General features: G+C 70.8%; 11 protein-coding genes. 5 read left to right on the top strand and 6 right to left on the bottom strand.

What is annotated here, in order from left to right; all coding sequences use genetic code 11:
- The first annotated feature begins 3 nt into the window (after positions 1-3).
- From ACSQ4M_RS06715 to ACSQ4M_RS06705, 3 genes are all read left to right on the top strand, one after another.
- Positions 4-1287, top strand: a complete 1284-nt coding sequence (locus tag ACSQ4M_RS06715; protein WP_436193974.1) for a TRAP transporter large permease — start codon at positions 4-6, stop codon at positions 1285-1287.
- 26 nt (positions 1288-1313) lie between these two features.
- A complete protein-coding gene (locus ACSQ4M_RS06710) occupies positions 1314-1997 on the top strand; it encodes a DUF2848 domain-containing protein (protein WP_436188821.1) in 684 nt (227 codons plus the stop codon).
- A 65-nt stretch (positions 1998-2062) separates the two neighbouring features.
- Positions 2063-3400, top strand: a complete 1338-nt coding sequence (locus ACSQ4M_RS06705) for an amidase (RefSeq protein ID WP_436188820.1) — start codon at positions 2063-2065, stop codon at positions 3398-3400.
- 196 nt (positions 3401-3596) lie between these two features.
- Here ACSQ4M_RS06705 and gcvH read toward each other — a convergent pair whose 3' ends face one another.
- The 5 genes from gcvH to ACSQ4M_RS06680 all read right to left on the bottom strand — a co-directional run bounded on the left by gcvH (position 3597) and on the right by ACSQ4M_RS06680 (position 9416).
- Complete coding sequence (gene gcvH / locus ACSQ4M_RS06700; RefSeq protein ID WP_436188819.1) at positions 3597-3962, bottom strand: glycine cleavage system protein GcvH; 366 nt, start codon at positions 3960-3962, stop codon at positions 3597-3599.
- Positions 3959-5125 (bottom strand): CMD domain-containing protein, encoded by a 1167-nt coding sequence (locus tag ACSQ4M_RS06695; protein ID WP_436188818.1) that lies wholly within the window; start codon positions 5123-5125, stop codon positions 3959-3961. Before ACSQ4M_RS06695 ends, gcvH begins: the two co-directional genes overlap by 4 nt.
- Positions 5126-5160: 35 nt before the next feature.
- Positions 5161-6630: an NAD(P)-binding domain-containing protein gene (locus tag ACSQ4M_RS06690; RefSeq protein WP_436188817.1), complete on the bottom strand. Its 1470-nt coding sequence runs from the start codon at positions 6628-6630 to the stop codon at positions 5161-5163.
- 17 nt (positions 6631-6647) lie between these two features.
- A complete protein-coding gene (locus ACSQ4M_RS06685; RefSeq protein ID WP_436188816.1) occupies positions 6648-7649 on the bottom strand; it encodes a Bug family tripartite tricarboxylate transporter substrate binding protein in 1002 nt (333 codons plus the stop codon).
- A 264-nt stretch (positions 7650-7913) separates the two neighbouring features.
- Positions 7914-9416, bottom strand: coding sequence for an aminotransferase class V-fold PLP-dependent enzyme (locus tag ACSQ4M_RS06680; RefSeq protein ID WP_436188815.1), 1503 nt, complete (start codon positions 9414-9416; stop codon positions 7914-7916).
- 130 nt (positions 9417-9546) lie between these two features.
- On the opposite strand from ACSQ4M_RS06680, the gene ACSQ4M_RS06675 reads away from it, so the two are divergent.
- The gene (locus ACSQ4M_RS06675; RefSeq protein ID WP_436193973.1) at positions 9547-10005 is read left to right on the top strand and encodes an Lrp/AsnC family transcriptional regulator; all 459 of its coding nucleotides are present in this window, start codon (positions 9547-9549) and stop codon (positions 10003-10005) included.
- A gap of 12 nt (positions 10006-10017) precedes the next feature.
- On the opposite strand, the gene ACSQ4M_RS06670 is transcribed toward ACSQ4M_RS06675, so the two are convergent.
- Positions 10018-10407: a RidA family protein gene (locus ACSQ4M_RS06670; RefSeq protein ID WP_436188814.1), complete on the bottom strand. Its 390-nt coding sequence runs from the start codon at positions 10405-10407 to the stop codon at positions 10018-10020.
- 96 nt (positions 10408-10503) lie between these two features.
- Between ACSQ4M_RS06670 and ACSQ4M_RS06665 the strand changes: the two genes are divergently transcribed.
- Complete coding sequence (locus ACSQ4M_RS06665; RefSeq protein ID WP_436188813.1) at positions 10504-13410, top strand: C1 family peptidase; 2907 nt, start codon at positions 10504-10506, stop codon at positions 13408-13410.
- Positions 13411-13491 lie beyond the last annotated feature (81 nt).

Here is a 13491-nt window from a genome sequence, read left to right as displayed (position 1 = left end):
GGCATGGTCGGCGTCGCCCTGGTCCTGCTGCTGGTGCTGCTGGGCGTGTGCATCCCCGTGGGTGCGGCCCTGGGCCTGCTCGGCCTGATCCTCGAACCGCTGTACTCGTCCCTGCCGCTCGCGCGCGCCATGGGCGAGATGGCCTGGGGTTCGAGCAACGAGTTCCTGCTCGTGGCCATTCCGCTGTTCGTCATGCTCGGCGAGATCCTGCTGCGCGCCGGCTTCGCCCAGCGCATGTACGAGGCCATGGCCAAGTGGCTCAGCTGGCTGCCGGGCGGGCTGATGCACGCCAACATCGGCGCCAGCACGGTGTTCGCCGCCACCTCGGGCTCCAGCGTGGCCACCGCCGCCACGGTGGGCACGGTGGCGCTGCCGCAGATCAAGCGCTTCGGCTACAACGAACCGCTGTTCCTGGGCAGCATCGCCGCCGGCGGCACACTGGGCATCCTGATCCCGCCCTCGATCAACCTGGTCATCTACGGCGTGCTGACCAACACCTCGGTGCCCAAGCTGTACCTGGCCGGCATCCTGCCCGGCATCCTGGCGGCGCTGCTGTTCATGGCGGTGATCGTGGCCGCCTGCCTGTGGCGGCCGGCCTGGGGCGGCGAGCCCGTGCGCGCCAGCTGGCGCGAGCGCTTCGCCAGCCTGGTGCACCTGCTGCCGCCGCTGGCCATCTTCATCCTGGTGGTGGGCTCCATCTACGCCGGCCTGGCCACGCCGACCGAGGCGGCGGCACTGGGCGTGGTCGGCGCGCTGGTGCTGGCGCTGGCCGCGCGCCGCGTGTCCTGGCAGATGCTGCGCGAGGTGGCCGAGAACACCATGCGCTCGACCGCGATGATCATGCTCATCGTCATCGCCGCGGGCTTCCTGAACTTCGTGATGTCGGCCATCGGCCTGACCGACGCCATCACCAGCAGCGTGTCCGGCCTGGGCTGGCCGCCCATGGCCATGCTGGTGGCGATGGTGGTGTTCTACGTGATCCTGGGCTGCTTCATGGAGACGCTGTCCATGATGATCACCACCATCCCCATCGTCGCGCCCATCATGACGGCGCTGGGCTTCGACCCGATCTGGCTCGGCATCGTGATCATCGTGCTGGTGGAGACCGCACTGATCACACCGCCCGTGGGCCTGAACCTGTTTGTCGTGCAGAGCCTGCGCAAGAGCGGCTCGATCCAGGCCGTCATCGTCGGCGCCCTGCCCTTCGTGGTGGCGCTGTTCGTGGTGATCGCACTGCTGGCGCTGGCCCCCGACCTCGCGCTGTGGCTGCCCCGCATCTTCGGCTGACCTCCCCTTTTTCTCCCCGCCATCCCATGCAACTGACCTTTTCCATCGCCGCGGCCGGCGCATCCAGCCCGCTGACCGTCGACATCGACCACTTCGTCATCGCCGGCTGGGCCGGGCGCGACGCCGCCGCCATCGAGCACCACATCGAGGAGCTGGCCGCCATCGGCGTGCCGCGCCCCTCGGCCGTGCCGCTGTTCTACCGCGTGGCGGCCAACCAGCTGACCCAGGCCGAGACGGTGCAGGTCGCGGGACCGGACAGTTCCGGCGAGGTCGAGGTGCTGCTGTTCAGCCATGCCGGCCGCAGCTATGTGAGCCTGACCTCCGACCACACCGACCGCAAGCTGGAGGCGCACAGCGTGGCACTGTCCAAGCAGCTCTGCGCCAAGCCCGTGGCGCGCGAAGCCTGGCCGCTGGACGAGGTGCTGCCGCACTGGGACAGCCTGCGCATCGTCTCCACCATCGTCGAGGACGGGCGCGAGGTGAGCTACCAGGACGGCACCCTGGACAGCCTGCGCACGGTGCACGACCTGGCGCAGCGCCACACCGGCCAGCCGCAGCTGCCCGAGGGCATGGCCATGAGCTGCGGCACCGTGGCGGTGATCGGCGGCATCCGCCCGGCGAACACCTTTACCATGGCGCTCGTCGACGAACGGCTCGGCCGCCGCCTCACGCACCGCTACACGGTGGAGTGCCTGCCGGTGGTGGCCTGACCGGCGCCACGCCACCTGGCACTGTTCATGCAGTGCCCACCGCAACGCTTTTCGAGCACGTCTCCATGCCCACCCCAGCACGCATCGCCGCCATGCGCGCCCGGCTCGACGCCGGCAACGCCTCCCACGAAGCCATCGTCATGCAAACGCTGGAGGGCGCCAAGCTGCCTTCCGCCGAGCATGTCTTCACCAGGCTCTACACCGACGCCGCCCTGGCCGCCGCGCGCCATGCCGATGCCGCGCGCAAGGCCGGCGTGCAGCTGGCGCCGCTGGCCGGCCTGCCGGTCTCCATCAAGGACCTGTACGACGTGGCCGGCGAGACCACGCTGGCCGGCAGCATCGTGCGGCGCGGCGCCGCACCCGCCGCCAAGGACAGCGTGGCCGTGCAACGCCTGCGCGCGCAGGGCGCGGCCATCGTCGGCAAGACCAACATGACCGAGTTCGCGTTCTCGGGCGTGGGCATCAACCCGCATTACGGCACGCCGCGCAACCCGGCCGATCCGGACATCGCGCGCATTCCGGGCGGTTCGTCCTCGGGCGCGGCCGTCTCGGTGGCGCTGGGCCTGGCGGTCGTCGGCCTGGGTTCGGACACGGGCGGCTCGATCCGCATCCCGGCCGCGCTGTGCGGCATCGTGGGCTTCAAGAGCACCCAATCGCGCACGCCGCGCACGGGCGCCTTTCCGCTGTCGCAGACGCTGGACACGGTCTGCGCCATGGCGCATTCGGTGGAGGACTGCCTGGTGGCCGATGCCGTGCTGGCCGATGCGCCGCTCGCGGTGCGCCGCCGCCCGCTGCAAGGCCTGCGCCTGGCGGTGCCGAGCACGCTGATGTTCGACGGCATCGACCGGCCCACGGCACGTGCCTTCCAGCGTGCGGTGTCCAAGCTCTCGGCGGCCGGCGCGCAGGTCGTCGACATCACGCTGGCCGAGCTGGCCGAGGTGGCCCAGATCAACGCGCCGGGCGGCTTCTCGCCCATCGAGGCCGCGGCCGTGCACCGCGCGACCATCGCCGAGCACCGCGCCGACTACGACAGCCGCGTGGCCGCCCGCATCGAACTCGGCATGACCGTGAGCGCGGCCGACTACATCACCATGCAGCACCGCCGCGCCGACTGGATCGCGCGCATGGAGGGCGCGCTGCAGGGCTTCGACGCGTTGCTGTGCCCCACGGTGCCGATCGCCGCGCCTTCGATCGAATCGCTCGCCACCGACGAGGCATTCTTCCAGGCCAACGGCATGCTGCTGCGCAACACCTTCGCGATCAACTTCCTGGACGGCTGTTCGTTCAGCCTGCCCTGCCACGAGGCGGGCGAATTGCCTGCGGGCCTGATGCTGTCGTCGGTGCGCGGCGACGACGCGCGGCTCGCGGCCGTGGCCCTGGCCGTCGAGGCCGCGCTGGGCTGAGAAGCAAACACCCCCGTTTGGATTTCTCACTGCGTGTAGAAATCCCATCCCCCCTCAAGGGGGCGCCGCCAGCGGCCTGGCAGAGCCAGATCCGCGGCGTCCGCTGACATGGCCTGCTCCGCGGCCTTCGGAGCATCTGCCTGCGAGCCGGTTTCGTGCGCTGCGGGTGGCGCGCCTGCGCCGTTGGTAACTGAGATCAGCCCCCGGTCAGCGCGTCGTAGGCCGCTTCGTCCAGCAGCGCCGCGAAGCGGGCTTCGTCCACGCCCGCCAGGCGCAGCATCCAGCCCGCGCCCATCGGATCCTCGTTGACCAGGGCCGGGTTGTCGGCCAGCGCGGCGTTGACCTCGGTGATCTCGGCGTCCAGCGGCATGTGCAGGTCCGAGGCGGTCTTGACCGACTCGACCACGCCGATGACGGTGTTCTCGGCCTGCCGGCCACTGGCCGTCACGTCGACCACGACGATGTCGCCCAGCGTGTCCTGCGCATGGCGCGTGATGCCGGCCACGGCCGTGCCGCCTGCTTCGAGGCGGACCCAGAAATGCTCTGCGGTGTAGCGGATCACAGGCGTGCCTTCTCGGCCGGGGTGCCGTCTTGGTGGATGGGTTCGCCCAGGTTCAGCATGAGCCGGTTGGCCCAGGCGAACAGCGCCACGGCGTGCACCAGGTCCAGCGTTTCGCCGTCGGTGAGGCCGGCCGCGCGCAGGGCCTGCACGTCGGCCGCGCCGAGCTCGGCCGGCGCCAGGCCGTGCTTGGCCGAGAACTGCACGATGGCCTTTTCGCGCGCGCTGGTGCCGGCCGTGGCCGGGTCTTCGAACAGCTGCACGATCACGTCGTTGCGCTTGGCCAGCTGCTCGAAGCGCTGGGCGTGCACCGAGGCGCAGTAGACACAGCCGTTCAGGCGCGATTCCACCGTGGCGCCGAGTTCGCGCTCGGCCCGCGGCATGCCGCCCGGCGCGAACATGATGGCGTTGAAGGCGATGGAGCGTTGCAGCAGCATCTCCGGCTGGTGCGCCAGCAGGCGGAAGTAGGCCTGGTCCTTGGCCGTGGGGCTCATCTCGTGCAGGGCAGCCATCTGCTCGGGCGTGGCTTCGTCCAGGCGCACCGGCTCGGCCCAGGGCGTCCAGTCCAGCACCTCGTTGGTGAAGCCACGGATGCGGATCGGGCTGGCCACGGTGCTGCCGCCGCGCGCCTCGGGCGGCCGAGGGGTCGCCGGGCCGCCGGCACCGGCTGCGGCCAGCGCCTGCAGGCCGGCCACCACGCGGATCTGGTAGGACAGGAAGGCGATCAGCTGACCCACGGCGACGATGGCAGCCGGCGCCAGGCCGGCGTCGGCCAGCGACTGCACGGCGCTGCGGTCGCCCTCGATGGGGCGCACGATGAGCTTGGCCGTGAAGGCCAGCAGCGTGGCCACGCGGGCATCGGATGCGCCCGCACCGCCCTCGGCCGCCGCGACCAGCGCCGCATCCGCACCCTCGGCCTGCAGCCGCGCGCGGTAGTGGGCGGCCAGCGTGGCCGCGCCGCTCAGATGGCAGGCGTGCAACGCGATCAGCAGGCGCTCGACCACGGAGACGCCGGCCACCGTGGGCGCGAACATGCCGGCATAGCTGCCCTGTGTGGCGTCGACGATCTTGGGGCGCTGGCGGCGCAGCGCGTAAAGCGCATCGCCTGCGGCCAGCGGCACGGCCTGGTCGATCACGTCCAGGGGCACAGTCTCGGAAGAGGTCATGTCGGTCTTGTCTTTCTGAGGGGGGGGCGGAAAGGTCACACCGGCACGGCGGCCGGCAGTTCGGCAGGCACCCACTCGTCGCCCAGCAGTTCGGGCTCGGCGTAGGCCTGCAGGTTGGAGAAGTGGTGTTCGAAGTCTTCGCGGTACAAGTGGCTCGCGATGCCGGCCGCCAGCCTGCGTGCGCCGTCGCTGATGTTGGGGATGTCGCCGGCCAGCGCGCCGTGCGACAGCGTGGCCGGGTAGCAGAAGCAGTGCACGTGCGCGAGGCCGGGGCAGTTGCCGGGCGCCTTCTCCTGGAACTCGAAGGCCGGGCCCAGCACGGGCGAATCGGCCAGTTCCTGGTCGTGCAGCGCGGCCGGGGGCTGGTAGCGCTCGGACCAGATGCGGATGTGCGGCGCGATGTGCGCGAACTCGGGCCGGCGGCCCCAGTCGATCAGAAAGCCCGTGGAGACGATCAGGAAGTCATAGGCCAGCTCGCCCTTGGGCGTGCGCACGACCAGGCCGTCGCCCTGCGCCTGCACGGTCTGCACCGGACAGCCCAGCAGGAAGCGCACGTTGGGGTTGCGCGAGACGCGCAGCGTGCTGCCGCGCGGCGGCGGCACCTGGGTGGCGTTGATGTACTGGCGCAGTCGCCACTTGTCGGCGTCGGGCAGGTCGTGGTGGCCGTGCGTGAGGCCGGCCACGATGGAGCCCTTGCTCTTGTTCACGCGCGGCAGGTCGGTACGGCGGATCAACAGGTCCACGCTGGCGGCGCCCATCTCCAGCGCGGTGGCCGCGCTGTCCATGGCCGAAGAGCCGGCGCCGACCACGGCCACGCGCTTGCCGCGCAGCGCCGCGTAGTCGTTGGGGTCGGACGAATGCGCCCACAGCGTGCGCGGCAGGCCCTGCAGGAAGGCCGGCAGCGCCGGACCACCCAGGCCGTCGCGGCCGGTGGCCACGACCACGCGGCGCGCCAGCAGGCTGCCCTCGCCAGCGGCCGTGCGCAGCGCCAGGCGCACCAGGCCATCGGCGCGCGGCGCGATGTCGGTCACGGCCGTGCCGTTGCGCACGTCCACGCCCATCACGCGGCGCACCCAGCGCAGGTAGTCCATCCACTGCAGGCGCGGGATCTTGTCCAGCGCCTCCCAGTCCTTTGTTCCGAACTGCGCCACGAACCAGGCGCGGAAGGTCAGCGCCGGCAGGCCCATGGCCGGACCCACGAGCTCCTTGGGCGAGCGCAGCGTCTCCATGCGCGCCGTCGTCGCCCAGGGGCCTTCGAAGCCCGCTTCGGCCCGGTCCAGCACCACGGCCGCGATGCCCTGGTGCGCCAGGCCGATGGCCGCGGCCAGCCCGGCCTGGCCGCCGCCGATGACGACCACGTCCAGCACCGGCTGCCCGTCTGCGGTACGCGGCGGCACCCAGCCCTTGGGCGGCAGGCCCAGGAACAGCAGGTCCTCGGCAAGGCGCTGCTCCAGCGCGGCCAGGCCGGCGTTCGGATCGAGGGTGGTCGGTGCTTGGATGGACATGGGCGGTGCTTGGTGGATCAGTTCAGTTCGATGTTGGCGGCCTTCACGACCTCGGCCCACTTGGCGCGGTTGTCGTGCACGGTCTGCTTGAATTGCGCGGGCGTCTCGATGCGCAGGCTGTTGCCCTGGCTCTCGAAGCGCGCACGCACCTCGGGCTGCTGCACGGCCGCCGTGATGGCGGCGTTGAGCTTGTCGACGATGGCCGGGTCCGTGCCCTTGGGCGCGAACACGCCGAACCAGATCGAGCTGTCGAAACCCTTGGTTCCCGGCAGACCGCTGGCGGCGATGGTGGGCACCTCGGCCACGGCCGCCACGGGCTTGGCCGTGGTGATGGCCAGCAGCCGCACGGTGCCGGCCTTGTACTGCGGCAGCACGGTCTGCACCTGGTTCATGATGCAGCAGGTCTCGCCGCGCACCACCGCCGTCAGCGCCTCGGGGCCGCCCTTGTAGGGCACGTGCACCATCTCCAGGCCCAGGCGCGAATTGAGTTCGGCGAAGGCCATGTGGGTGCCGGCGCCGTTGCCGGTGGAGGCGTAGTTGTACTTGCCCGGGTTGGCCTTGACCAGGTCGACGAACTCCTTGAGCGTCTTGGCCGGCATCACGCTGGGGTTGACGGTCAGCACGTTGGAGACGTCGAGCACGGGCGCCACGGGCACGAAGTCGGCCTCCACGTCGAAGGGCAGCTTCTTGTACAGCGCGGCATTGCTGCCGTGCGTGGCGGCCGTGCCGAAGGACAGCGTGTAGCCGTCGTTCTTGGCGCGCGCCACGTACTCGGAGGCGATGTTGCCGGCCGCGCCGGACTTGTAGTCGATGATGACCGGCTGGCCGAGCGACTTGGACAGTGGGTCCTGGATGGCCCGCGCGACCACGTCCACGCCCGAGCCGGCCGGGAAACCCATGATCAGCGTGACGGGCTTGGTCGGCCAGTTGGTCTCGGCCTGGGCGCCGGCGGCGGCCAGCGCCAGGCAGGCGGCCAGGACGGGGGCGGCGCGGCGCGCGTTCTTGAACAGGTCCAGCATGAAGATTCCTCGGTTGGATTGAAAAAACCAGATTGACGCAATCGCCATGCCATGGAGCAAGCCATGTCTGTTGATTTGCATGATGTTGGTTTCTTCTTTCACTGATCGGCAGATCTCAGCAGAATTTTTCCCAACCCATGCGGTGCGTGCGCGCCAGGGGGAAAGGATTTTCCACGCGCAGCGGCCGGCGCCCGATGGCCATGGCCTGCAACCCGGCGGGGCCAGGGGCCATCGCGGTGCATGGCGGCGTGCGCACGCAGGGCTTCAGGCCGCCGTCCACTGCGCCAGGCCGCCGGCCAGGCTCCAGGTGTTGGCATGGCCCTGACCGCGCAGCGCGGCCGCGGCCTGGGCGCTGCGCCGGCCACTGCGGCAGACGAAGATCACGGGCGTCGCGGCCGGCAGCGCGCACCAGCGCGGCAGCGCCTCGGCCAGCGCCGACAACGGCACCTGCTCGCCAGCCAGGCCGACGGCGGGCTGCAGGGCCTGCTCGCCGGCTTCGCGCACGTCCACCACCAGCGGCCGCGTGGCCGCCTGCAGCGCCGCGCGCACGGCCGGCGCGTCCATCTCGAGTGCGGCACGCGCGGCCTCGTCCAGCACGGCGCCTGCACGCAGCGCCTCGCCGCAGGCGCGCAGGCGGGCGCAGGCTTCGGCGACGAAGTCCGCGCCGTCCGCGGCACCAAAGGACAGGCGCACGGCCGACGCCGTCTGCCAGTCCGGCAGCCCCATGGCCTGCAGCACGTAGCTGGGCTCGGCACGCTCCGCGCCGCAGGCCGAGCCGCCGCTCACGCGCACGCCAGCGGCGTCGAACAGCGCAATCAGGTCCTGCGCGGCCACGCCTGGCACCGCGACATTGAGCGTGGTCGGCAGGCTGGTGGCGAACGGTGCGTTGAACACCAGGCCCGGGAAGGCCTCGCACAGCGCAGCGGCCAGCTGGGCGCGGTGCGCCTGCAGCGTGGCGTGGTCGGCGAACACGCCGCCCGTCTCCAGCGCCTGCAGTACCGCGCCCAGCGCGGCGATGCCGGCCATGTTCTCGGTACCGGCCCGCTGGCCGCTCTCCTGGCCGCCGCCGGCCTGCAGCGGCGTGAACGGCACCCCGTCGCGCACGTAGAGCAGGCCGATGCCCTTGGGGGCGTAGAGCTTGTGGCCCGAGAACGGCGCGTAGTCGATGCGGCGCGCCTGCAGGCGCAGGTCCAGCTTGCCCAGGGCCTGCACGCCGTCCACCAGCCACAGGGCCGGGCTGGCGGCCAGCGCTTCGGCGATGCCGTCCAGGTCGCTGATGGCACCGGTCTCGTTGTTGGCGGCCATGGTGCAGACCAGGCCGGCCTGGGCGGCGTGGCCGCGCAGCCAGGCCAGGTCGTGCCGGCCGTCCAGGCCCACCGGGATCGGTTGCACGCGCAGGTGCAGGCCCAGCACGGCATTCCAGTGCCGGATCGCCTCGGGCACGGCCTTGTGCTCGGTCGCGCCGTACAGCAGCAGCGGCGGCACCGCCTGGCCGCCCTCGCGCTGCTGGCGCAGCGCCAGCAGGGCCGACAGCACGGCGGTCTGGATGCCTTCGGTGGCGCCACTCGTGAACAGCAGCCGGCCGCCCGGCACGCCGAGCACGCGGCGCGCACTGGTGCGCACGCCGTCGAGCAGCGCACGCGCCTTCAGGCCGGCGCCATGGGTGCTGCTGGGGTTGCCGAACGACTCGGCCATGGTGGACAGCGCGGCCGCGCGGGCCTGCGGGAGCACGGGCGTGGTGGCGTTGGCGTCGAGGTAGATTTCCATGGCCAAAATTTTGCAGCCCAAGTGCTGCAACATGGATTCAAAATCCAGGACCCTTGGCCGAGCCATTGGAAATTCATTCCCACGTTTGCGCGAACCCAAGAAATTTTTACCTATGGAAGCACGCCCGCCCCTGGACAAGATCGACAAGGCCATCCTCGCTGCGCTGCAGACCAACGCCACGGCCTCGCTGCAGGAGATCAGTGCGCTGGTGCACCTGTCGGCCACGCCGTGCTGGCGCCGCATCCAGCGGCTCGAACGCGAGGGCTACATCCAACAGCGCGTGACCTTGCTGAACCCGGCCAAGCTCAACGTGGGCGTGACGGTGTTCGTCTCGGTGCGCACCAACCAGCACAACGAGAAATGGGCGCAGCGCTTCACCGCGGTGGTGGCGGCCATTCCGGAGATCGTGGAGTTCTACCGCATGAGCGGCGAGACCGACTACCTGCTGCGCGTGGTGGTGCCCGACATCAAGGGCTACGACGCGGTCTACCAGCGGCTGATCCGCGAGGTGGAGCTGTCCGACGTGAGCTCCAGCTTCGCGATGGAGCAGATCAAGTTCACGACGGCGCTGCCGCTGGACTACGCCTGATCAGCCGGCCCATCACGCACGCGGCTTGCGCGCCGTCACCTCGATCTCGATCTTCATGCGCGGATCGGCCAGCCCGGCGCTGATCATCATGGCCGCGGGCTTGACCTCGCCCAGGTACTGGCGCATCACCGGCCAGCACTGCGGGAACAGGCTGGCTTCGGGCAGCACGTAGGTCACGCGCACCACGTCCGCGAGGCTGCTGCCGGCCTGGGCCAGCGCGGCGGCGATGTTGCGAAAGCACTGGTCGGTCTGCGCCACGATGTCGTCCACGATGGTCATCGCGGCGTAGTCGAAGCCGGTGGTGCCGGAGACGAAAACCCATTCGCCGTCGACCACGGCGCGCGAGTAGGCCATCTGCTCCTCGAAGGTGGAGCCGGAACCGATGCGGATGCGCTTGCTCATCACTTTGGCCAATGCGCAGTGACTCAAGGCACGCGCAGGAGTGGGACAAGGGCGCCATGATAGGCGCCGCGATCCACCACCGGAGCGAGGCAAACCATGAAGCATCTTCTGACCAAGGGCGACGCGGGTTCCGACGTCGACCTGTTGCGCGCCACCTTGTCCACCCTGCTGGCGGCCGACGCCAAGGCCTTCCCCTCGCTGTCGGCGCCGCCCGGCAGCCCCATCGACGACGACTTCGACGCCGCCATCCGGCGCTGGCAATCCGGCGTGGGCCTGATCGCCGACGGCATCGTCGGGCCGCGCTGCCAGGTGCTGCTGGAGCTGGCGCAACCCGTGCCGCTGCAGCCGCCGCTCAACGTGGGCGACGTGTGCCGGCTGTTCCCGGCCACGCGGCCGGCCAACATCGCGCGCTACCTGCCCTATGTCGAGGCGGCCCTGGGCGCCGCGGAGCTCACCGACACCGCCATGGTCATCGGTGCGCTCGGCACCATCCGGGCCGAGACCGAGGGCTTCGTGCCCATCGCCGAGCTGCCCTCCAAGTACAACACCCCACCCGGCGGCGCACCGTTCTCGCTCTACGACATGCGCAAGGACATCGGCAACGGCAAGGCAGGCGATGGGGCGAGTTACCGTGGCCGCGGATTCGTGCAATTGACCGGCAAGGCCAACTACGCCACCTATGGCAAGCGCATCGGCATCGACCTCGTGTCCTTCCCCGACCGCGCCAACGCACCCGAAGTGGCGGCCGTCATCCTCGCGCAATTCCTGGCCGACAAGGCCACCAAGTTCCGCGCCGCCGTGGTGGCCGGCGACCTGCGCGCGGCGCGGCGCCTGGTCAACGGCGGATCGCATGGCCTGGAGAGCTTCTCCGATGTGTTCCAACGCGCAGCCGCGGTCTGGCCGCCGGCCCCGCCCCGCGCGGCCGCCGGCAGGCGCGCCGGCGCCAAGTCCGCGGCGCTGGCCGCGGTCAAGCCTGCTCCGAAGAAGCCGCGCAACCTGCACACCCGCAAGGACGCGGCCGACCTGCGCGACCGCCAGTTCCAGCCCGCTGCCATCACGCTGCCCGACCAGGTGCCTACGCCGCAGGACATCAGCCGTTTCCTGCCCGGCTACACGGGCGCCGGCCTGATCCTGGACCAGGGCCAGGAAGGCGCCTGCACCGGCTTCGGCCTGGCCTGCGTGGTCAACTACCTGCGCTGGATCAAGGCTGGCAACCCGGTGCAGATGGAGTCGGTCAGCCCGCGCATGCTCTACACGCTGGCGCGCCGGCACGACGAGTACGAGGGCGAGAACTACGACGGCTCCAGCTGCCGCGGCGCGCTCAAGGGCTGGTTCAACAACGGCGTGTGCCTGGAAAGCGACTGGCCCTATGCGCCCGACAAGGCCAACCCCGCGCGCTACGGCTTCGCCGACCGGGCGGTGCACAACACGCTGGGCGTGTACTACCGCATCGACACCAAGTCGATCACCGACATGCAGGCCGCCATCCACCAGCACTGGGCCATCTTCGTCTCCGGCTTCACGCACGATGGCTGGAACCAGGTGCGCACGCGCAAGCAGGTGCCGCAGGACCATGCCGACCTGCCCGAGATCCCGTTCGACGGCCGGCCCTCGCAGGACGGCGGCCACGCCTTCGCGCTGGTCGGTTTCAATTCCGTCGGCTTCATCGTGCAGAACTCCTGGGGCGACAACTGGGGCGCGGGCGGTTTCGGCGTGATCAGCTACCTGGACTGGCTGGCCAACGGCATGGACGCCTGGGTCGTCGCGCTGGGCGTGCCCGGCGTGGTGGCCGGCCGGCTCGCGGTCTCGCACGGCCAGGCCGGCGCGCTGGCGGGCACCGACCGCACCAAGTGGTGGGACCAGGGCCTCGCTTACCAGCACAGCGTGGTGCTGGGCAACGACGGCCGCGTGAGCCGCTACCTCACGCAGGACGAGCAGCCGCGCAAGCTGCAGCACCAGTGCACCACGCTGCCCGACGAGTGGTTCCGCGCGCAGAAGGACAAGACCAAGCGCCTGGTGCTGTACGTGCACGGCGGCCTCAACGACGAGGGCGCGGCCATCAAACGCGCCAGCGCCATGGGCCGCTACTTCGTGGCCAACGGCTGCTACCCGCTGTTCCTGGTCTGGAAGACGGGCCTGTTCGAAACGCTGGGCAACATCCTCGAAGACCGGCGCCAGAAGGACCGCGGCCTCGCCGGGGCCGGCATCGGCGAGTGGGTCAGCGAGAAGACCGACCTGCTGCTCGAGAAGACGGTCGGCCGGCCCGTGGCGCGGCCGATCTGGAGCGAAATGAAGGAGAACGCGGACCTCGCCTTCGCCCCGCGCCGCGGCGGCGACCTGCTGCTGGACGCGCTGCAGGGCCTGGCCGGCACCTGGGGCGATGCCTTCGAACTGCACGTGGTGGGCCATTCGGCCGGCTCCATCGCGCTGGGCCACCTGATCGCCGCGCTGGCACGGCGCAAGGCCGAGGGCCGCGATGCCGGGCTGCACGACCGGCTGGCCTCGGCGCACCTGTACGCGCCGGCCTGCAGCGTGCCCTTCGCCAACGCGCACTACGCACGCAACCCGCACGTGATGGAGCGCCTGCACATCGACGTGCTGTCCGACCGCGTGGAGCGCAAGGACAACGTGGCGGCCGTGTACCGCAAGTCGCTGCTGTACTTCGTCTCCAACGCGCTGGAGACCGACCTGCGCCTGCCCATCCTGGGCATGGACCGCATCCACGACACCGGCTACAGCGGCTGGGACGGCACCTCCGACACCGGCGAGGCGCTGGCCACCTGGCGCGCCGCGGCGGCGCAGGCGGGCCTGGCCAAGCGCACCACGGTGGTGGACGCCGAGCGCATCGCCACGGCCGTGGACACCGACGGCAAGCCCATCGCCACGCAGGCGCCGGCGCATGGCAGCTTCGACAACGATGTCGAGGTGGTGGCGCGCACGCTGCAGCGCATCCGTGGGGGCAAGAAGCTGCTGCTGCCGGTGGACGACCTGCGCGGGTACTGACGAGACCTCCCGTTTGGACTTCGAAGGTCGTGTAGAAGTCCCATCCCCCCTCCAGAGGGCGCCGCCAGCGGCCGGGCAGAG

The organism is Pseudorhodoferax sp. LjRoot39 (assembly GCF_964253035.1).
In the GTDB taxonomy this organism is placed as follows: domain Bacteria; phylum Pseudomonadota; class Gammaproteobacteria; order Burkholderiales; family Burkholderiaceae_C; genus Pseudorhodoferax.
The sequence above is the reverse complement of the archived record's forward strand: the minus strand, read 5'-3'. Positions and strand labels throughout refer to the sequence as shown.

Excerpts from the sequence above, each read along its gene's own strand:
- ACSQ4M_RS06715 (WP_436193974.1), top strand. The coding sequence starts at position 4 with ATGGTCGGCGTCGCCCTGGTCCTGCTGCTGGTGCTGCTGGGCGTGTGC.
- ACSQ4M_RS06705 (WP_436188820.1), top strand. The coding sequence starts at position 2,063 with ATGCCCACCCCAGCACGCATCGCCGCCATGCGCGCCCGGCTCGACGCC.
- ACSQ4M_RS06685 (WP_436188816.1), bottom strand. The coding sequence starts at position 7,649 with ATGCTGGACCTGTTCAAGAACGCGCGCCGCGCCGCCCCCGTCCTGGCC.
- ACSQ4M_RS06680 (WP_436188815.1), bottom strand. The coding sequence starts at position 9,416 with ATGGAAATCTACCTCGACGCCAACGCCACCACGCCCGTGCTCCCGCAG.
- ACSQ4M_RS06670 (WP_436188814.1), bottom strand. The coding sequence starts at position 10,407 with ATGAGCAAGCGCATCCGCATCGGTTCCGGCTCCACCTTCGAGGAGCAG.
- ACSQ4M_RS06695 (WP_436188818.1), bottom strand. The coding sequence starts at position 5,125 with ATGACCTCTTCCGAGACTGTGCCCCTGGACGTGATCGACCAGGCCGTG.
- ACSQ4M_RS06665 (WP_436188813.1), top strand. The coding sequence starts at position 10,504 with ATGAAGCATCTTCTGACCAAGGGCGACGCGGGTTCCGACGTCGACCTG.
- ACSQ4M_RS06690 (WP_436188817.1), bottom strand. The coding sequence starts at position 6,630 with ATGTCCATCCAAGCACCGACCACCCTCGATCCGAACGCCGGCCTGGCC.
- ACSQ4M_RS06710 (WP_436188821.1), top strand. The coding sequence starts at position 1,314 with ATGCAACTGACCTTTTCCATCGCCGCGGCCGGCGCATCCAGCCCGCTG.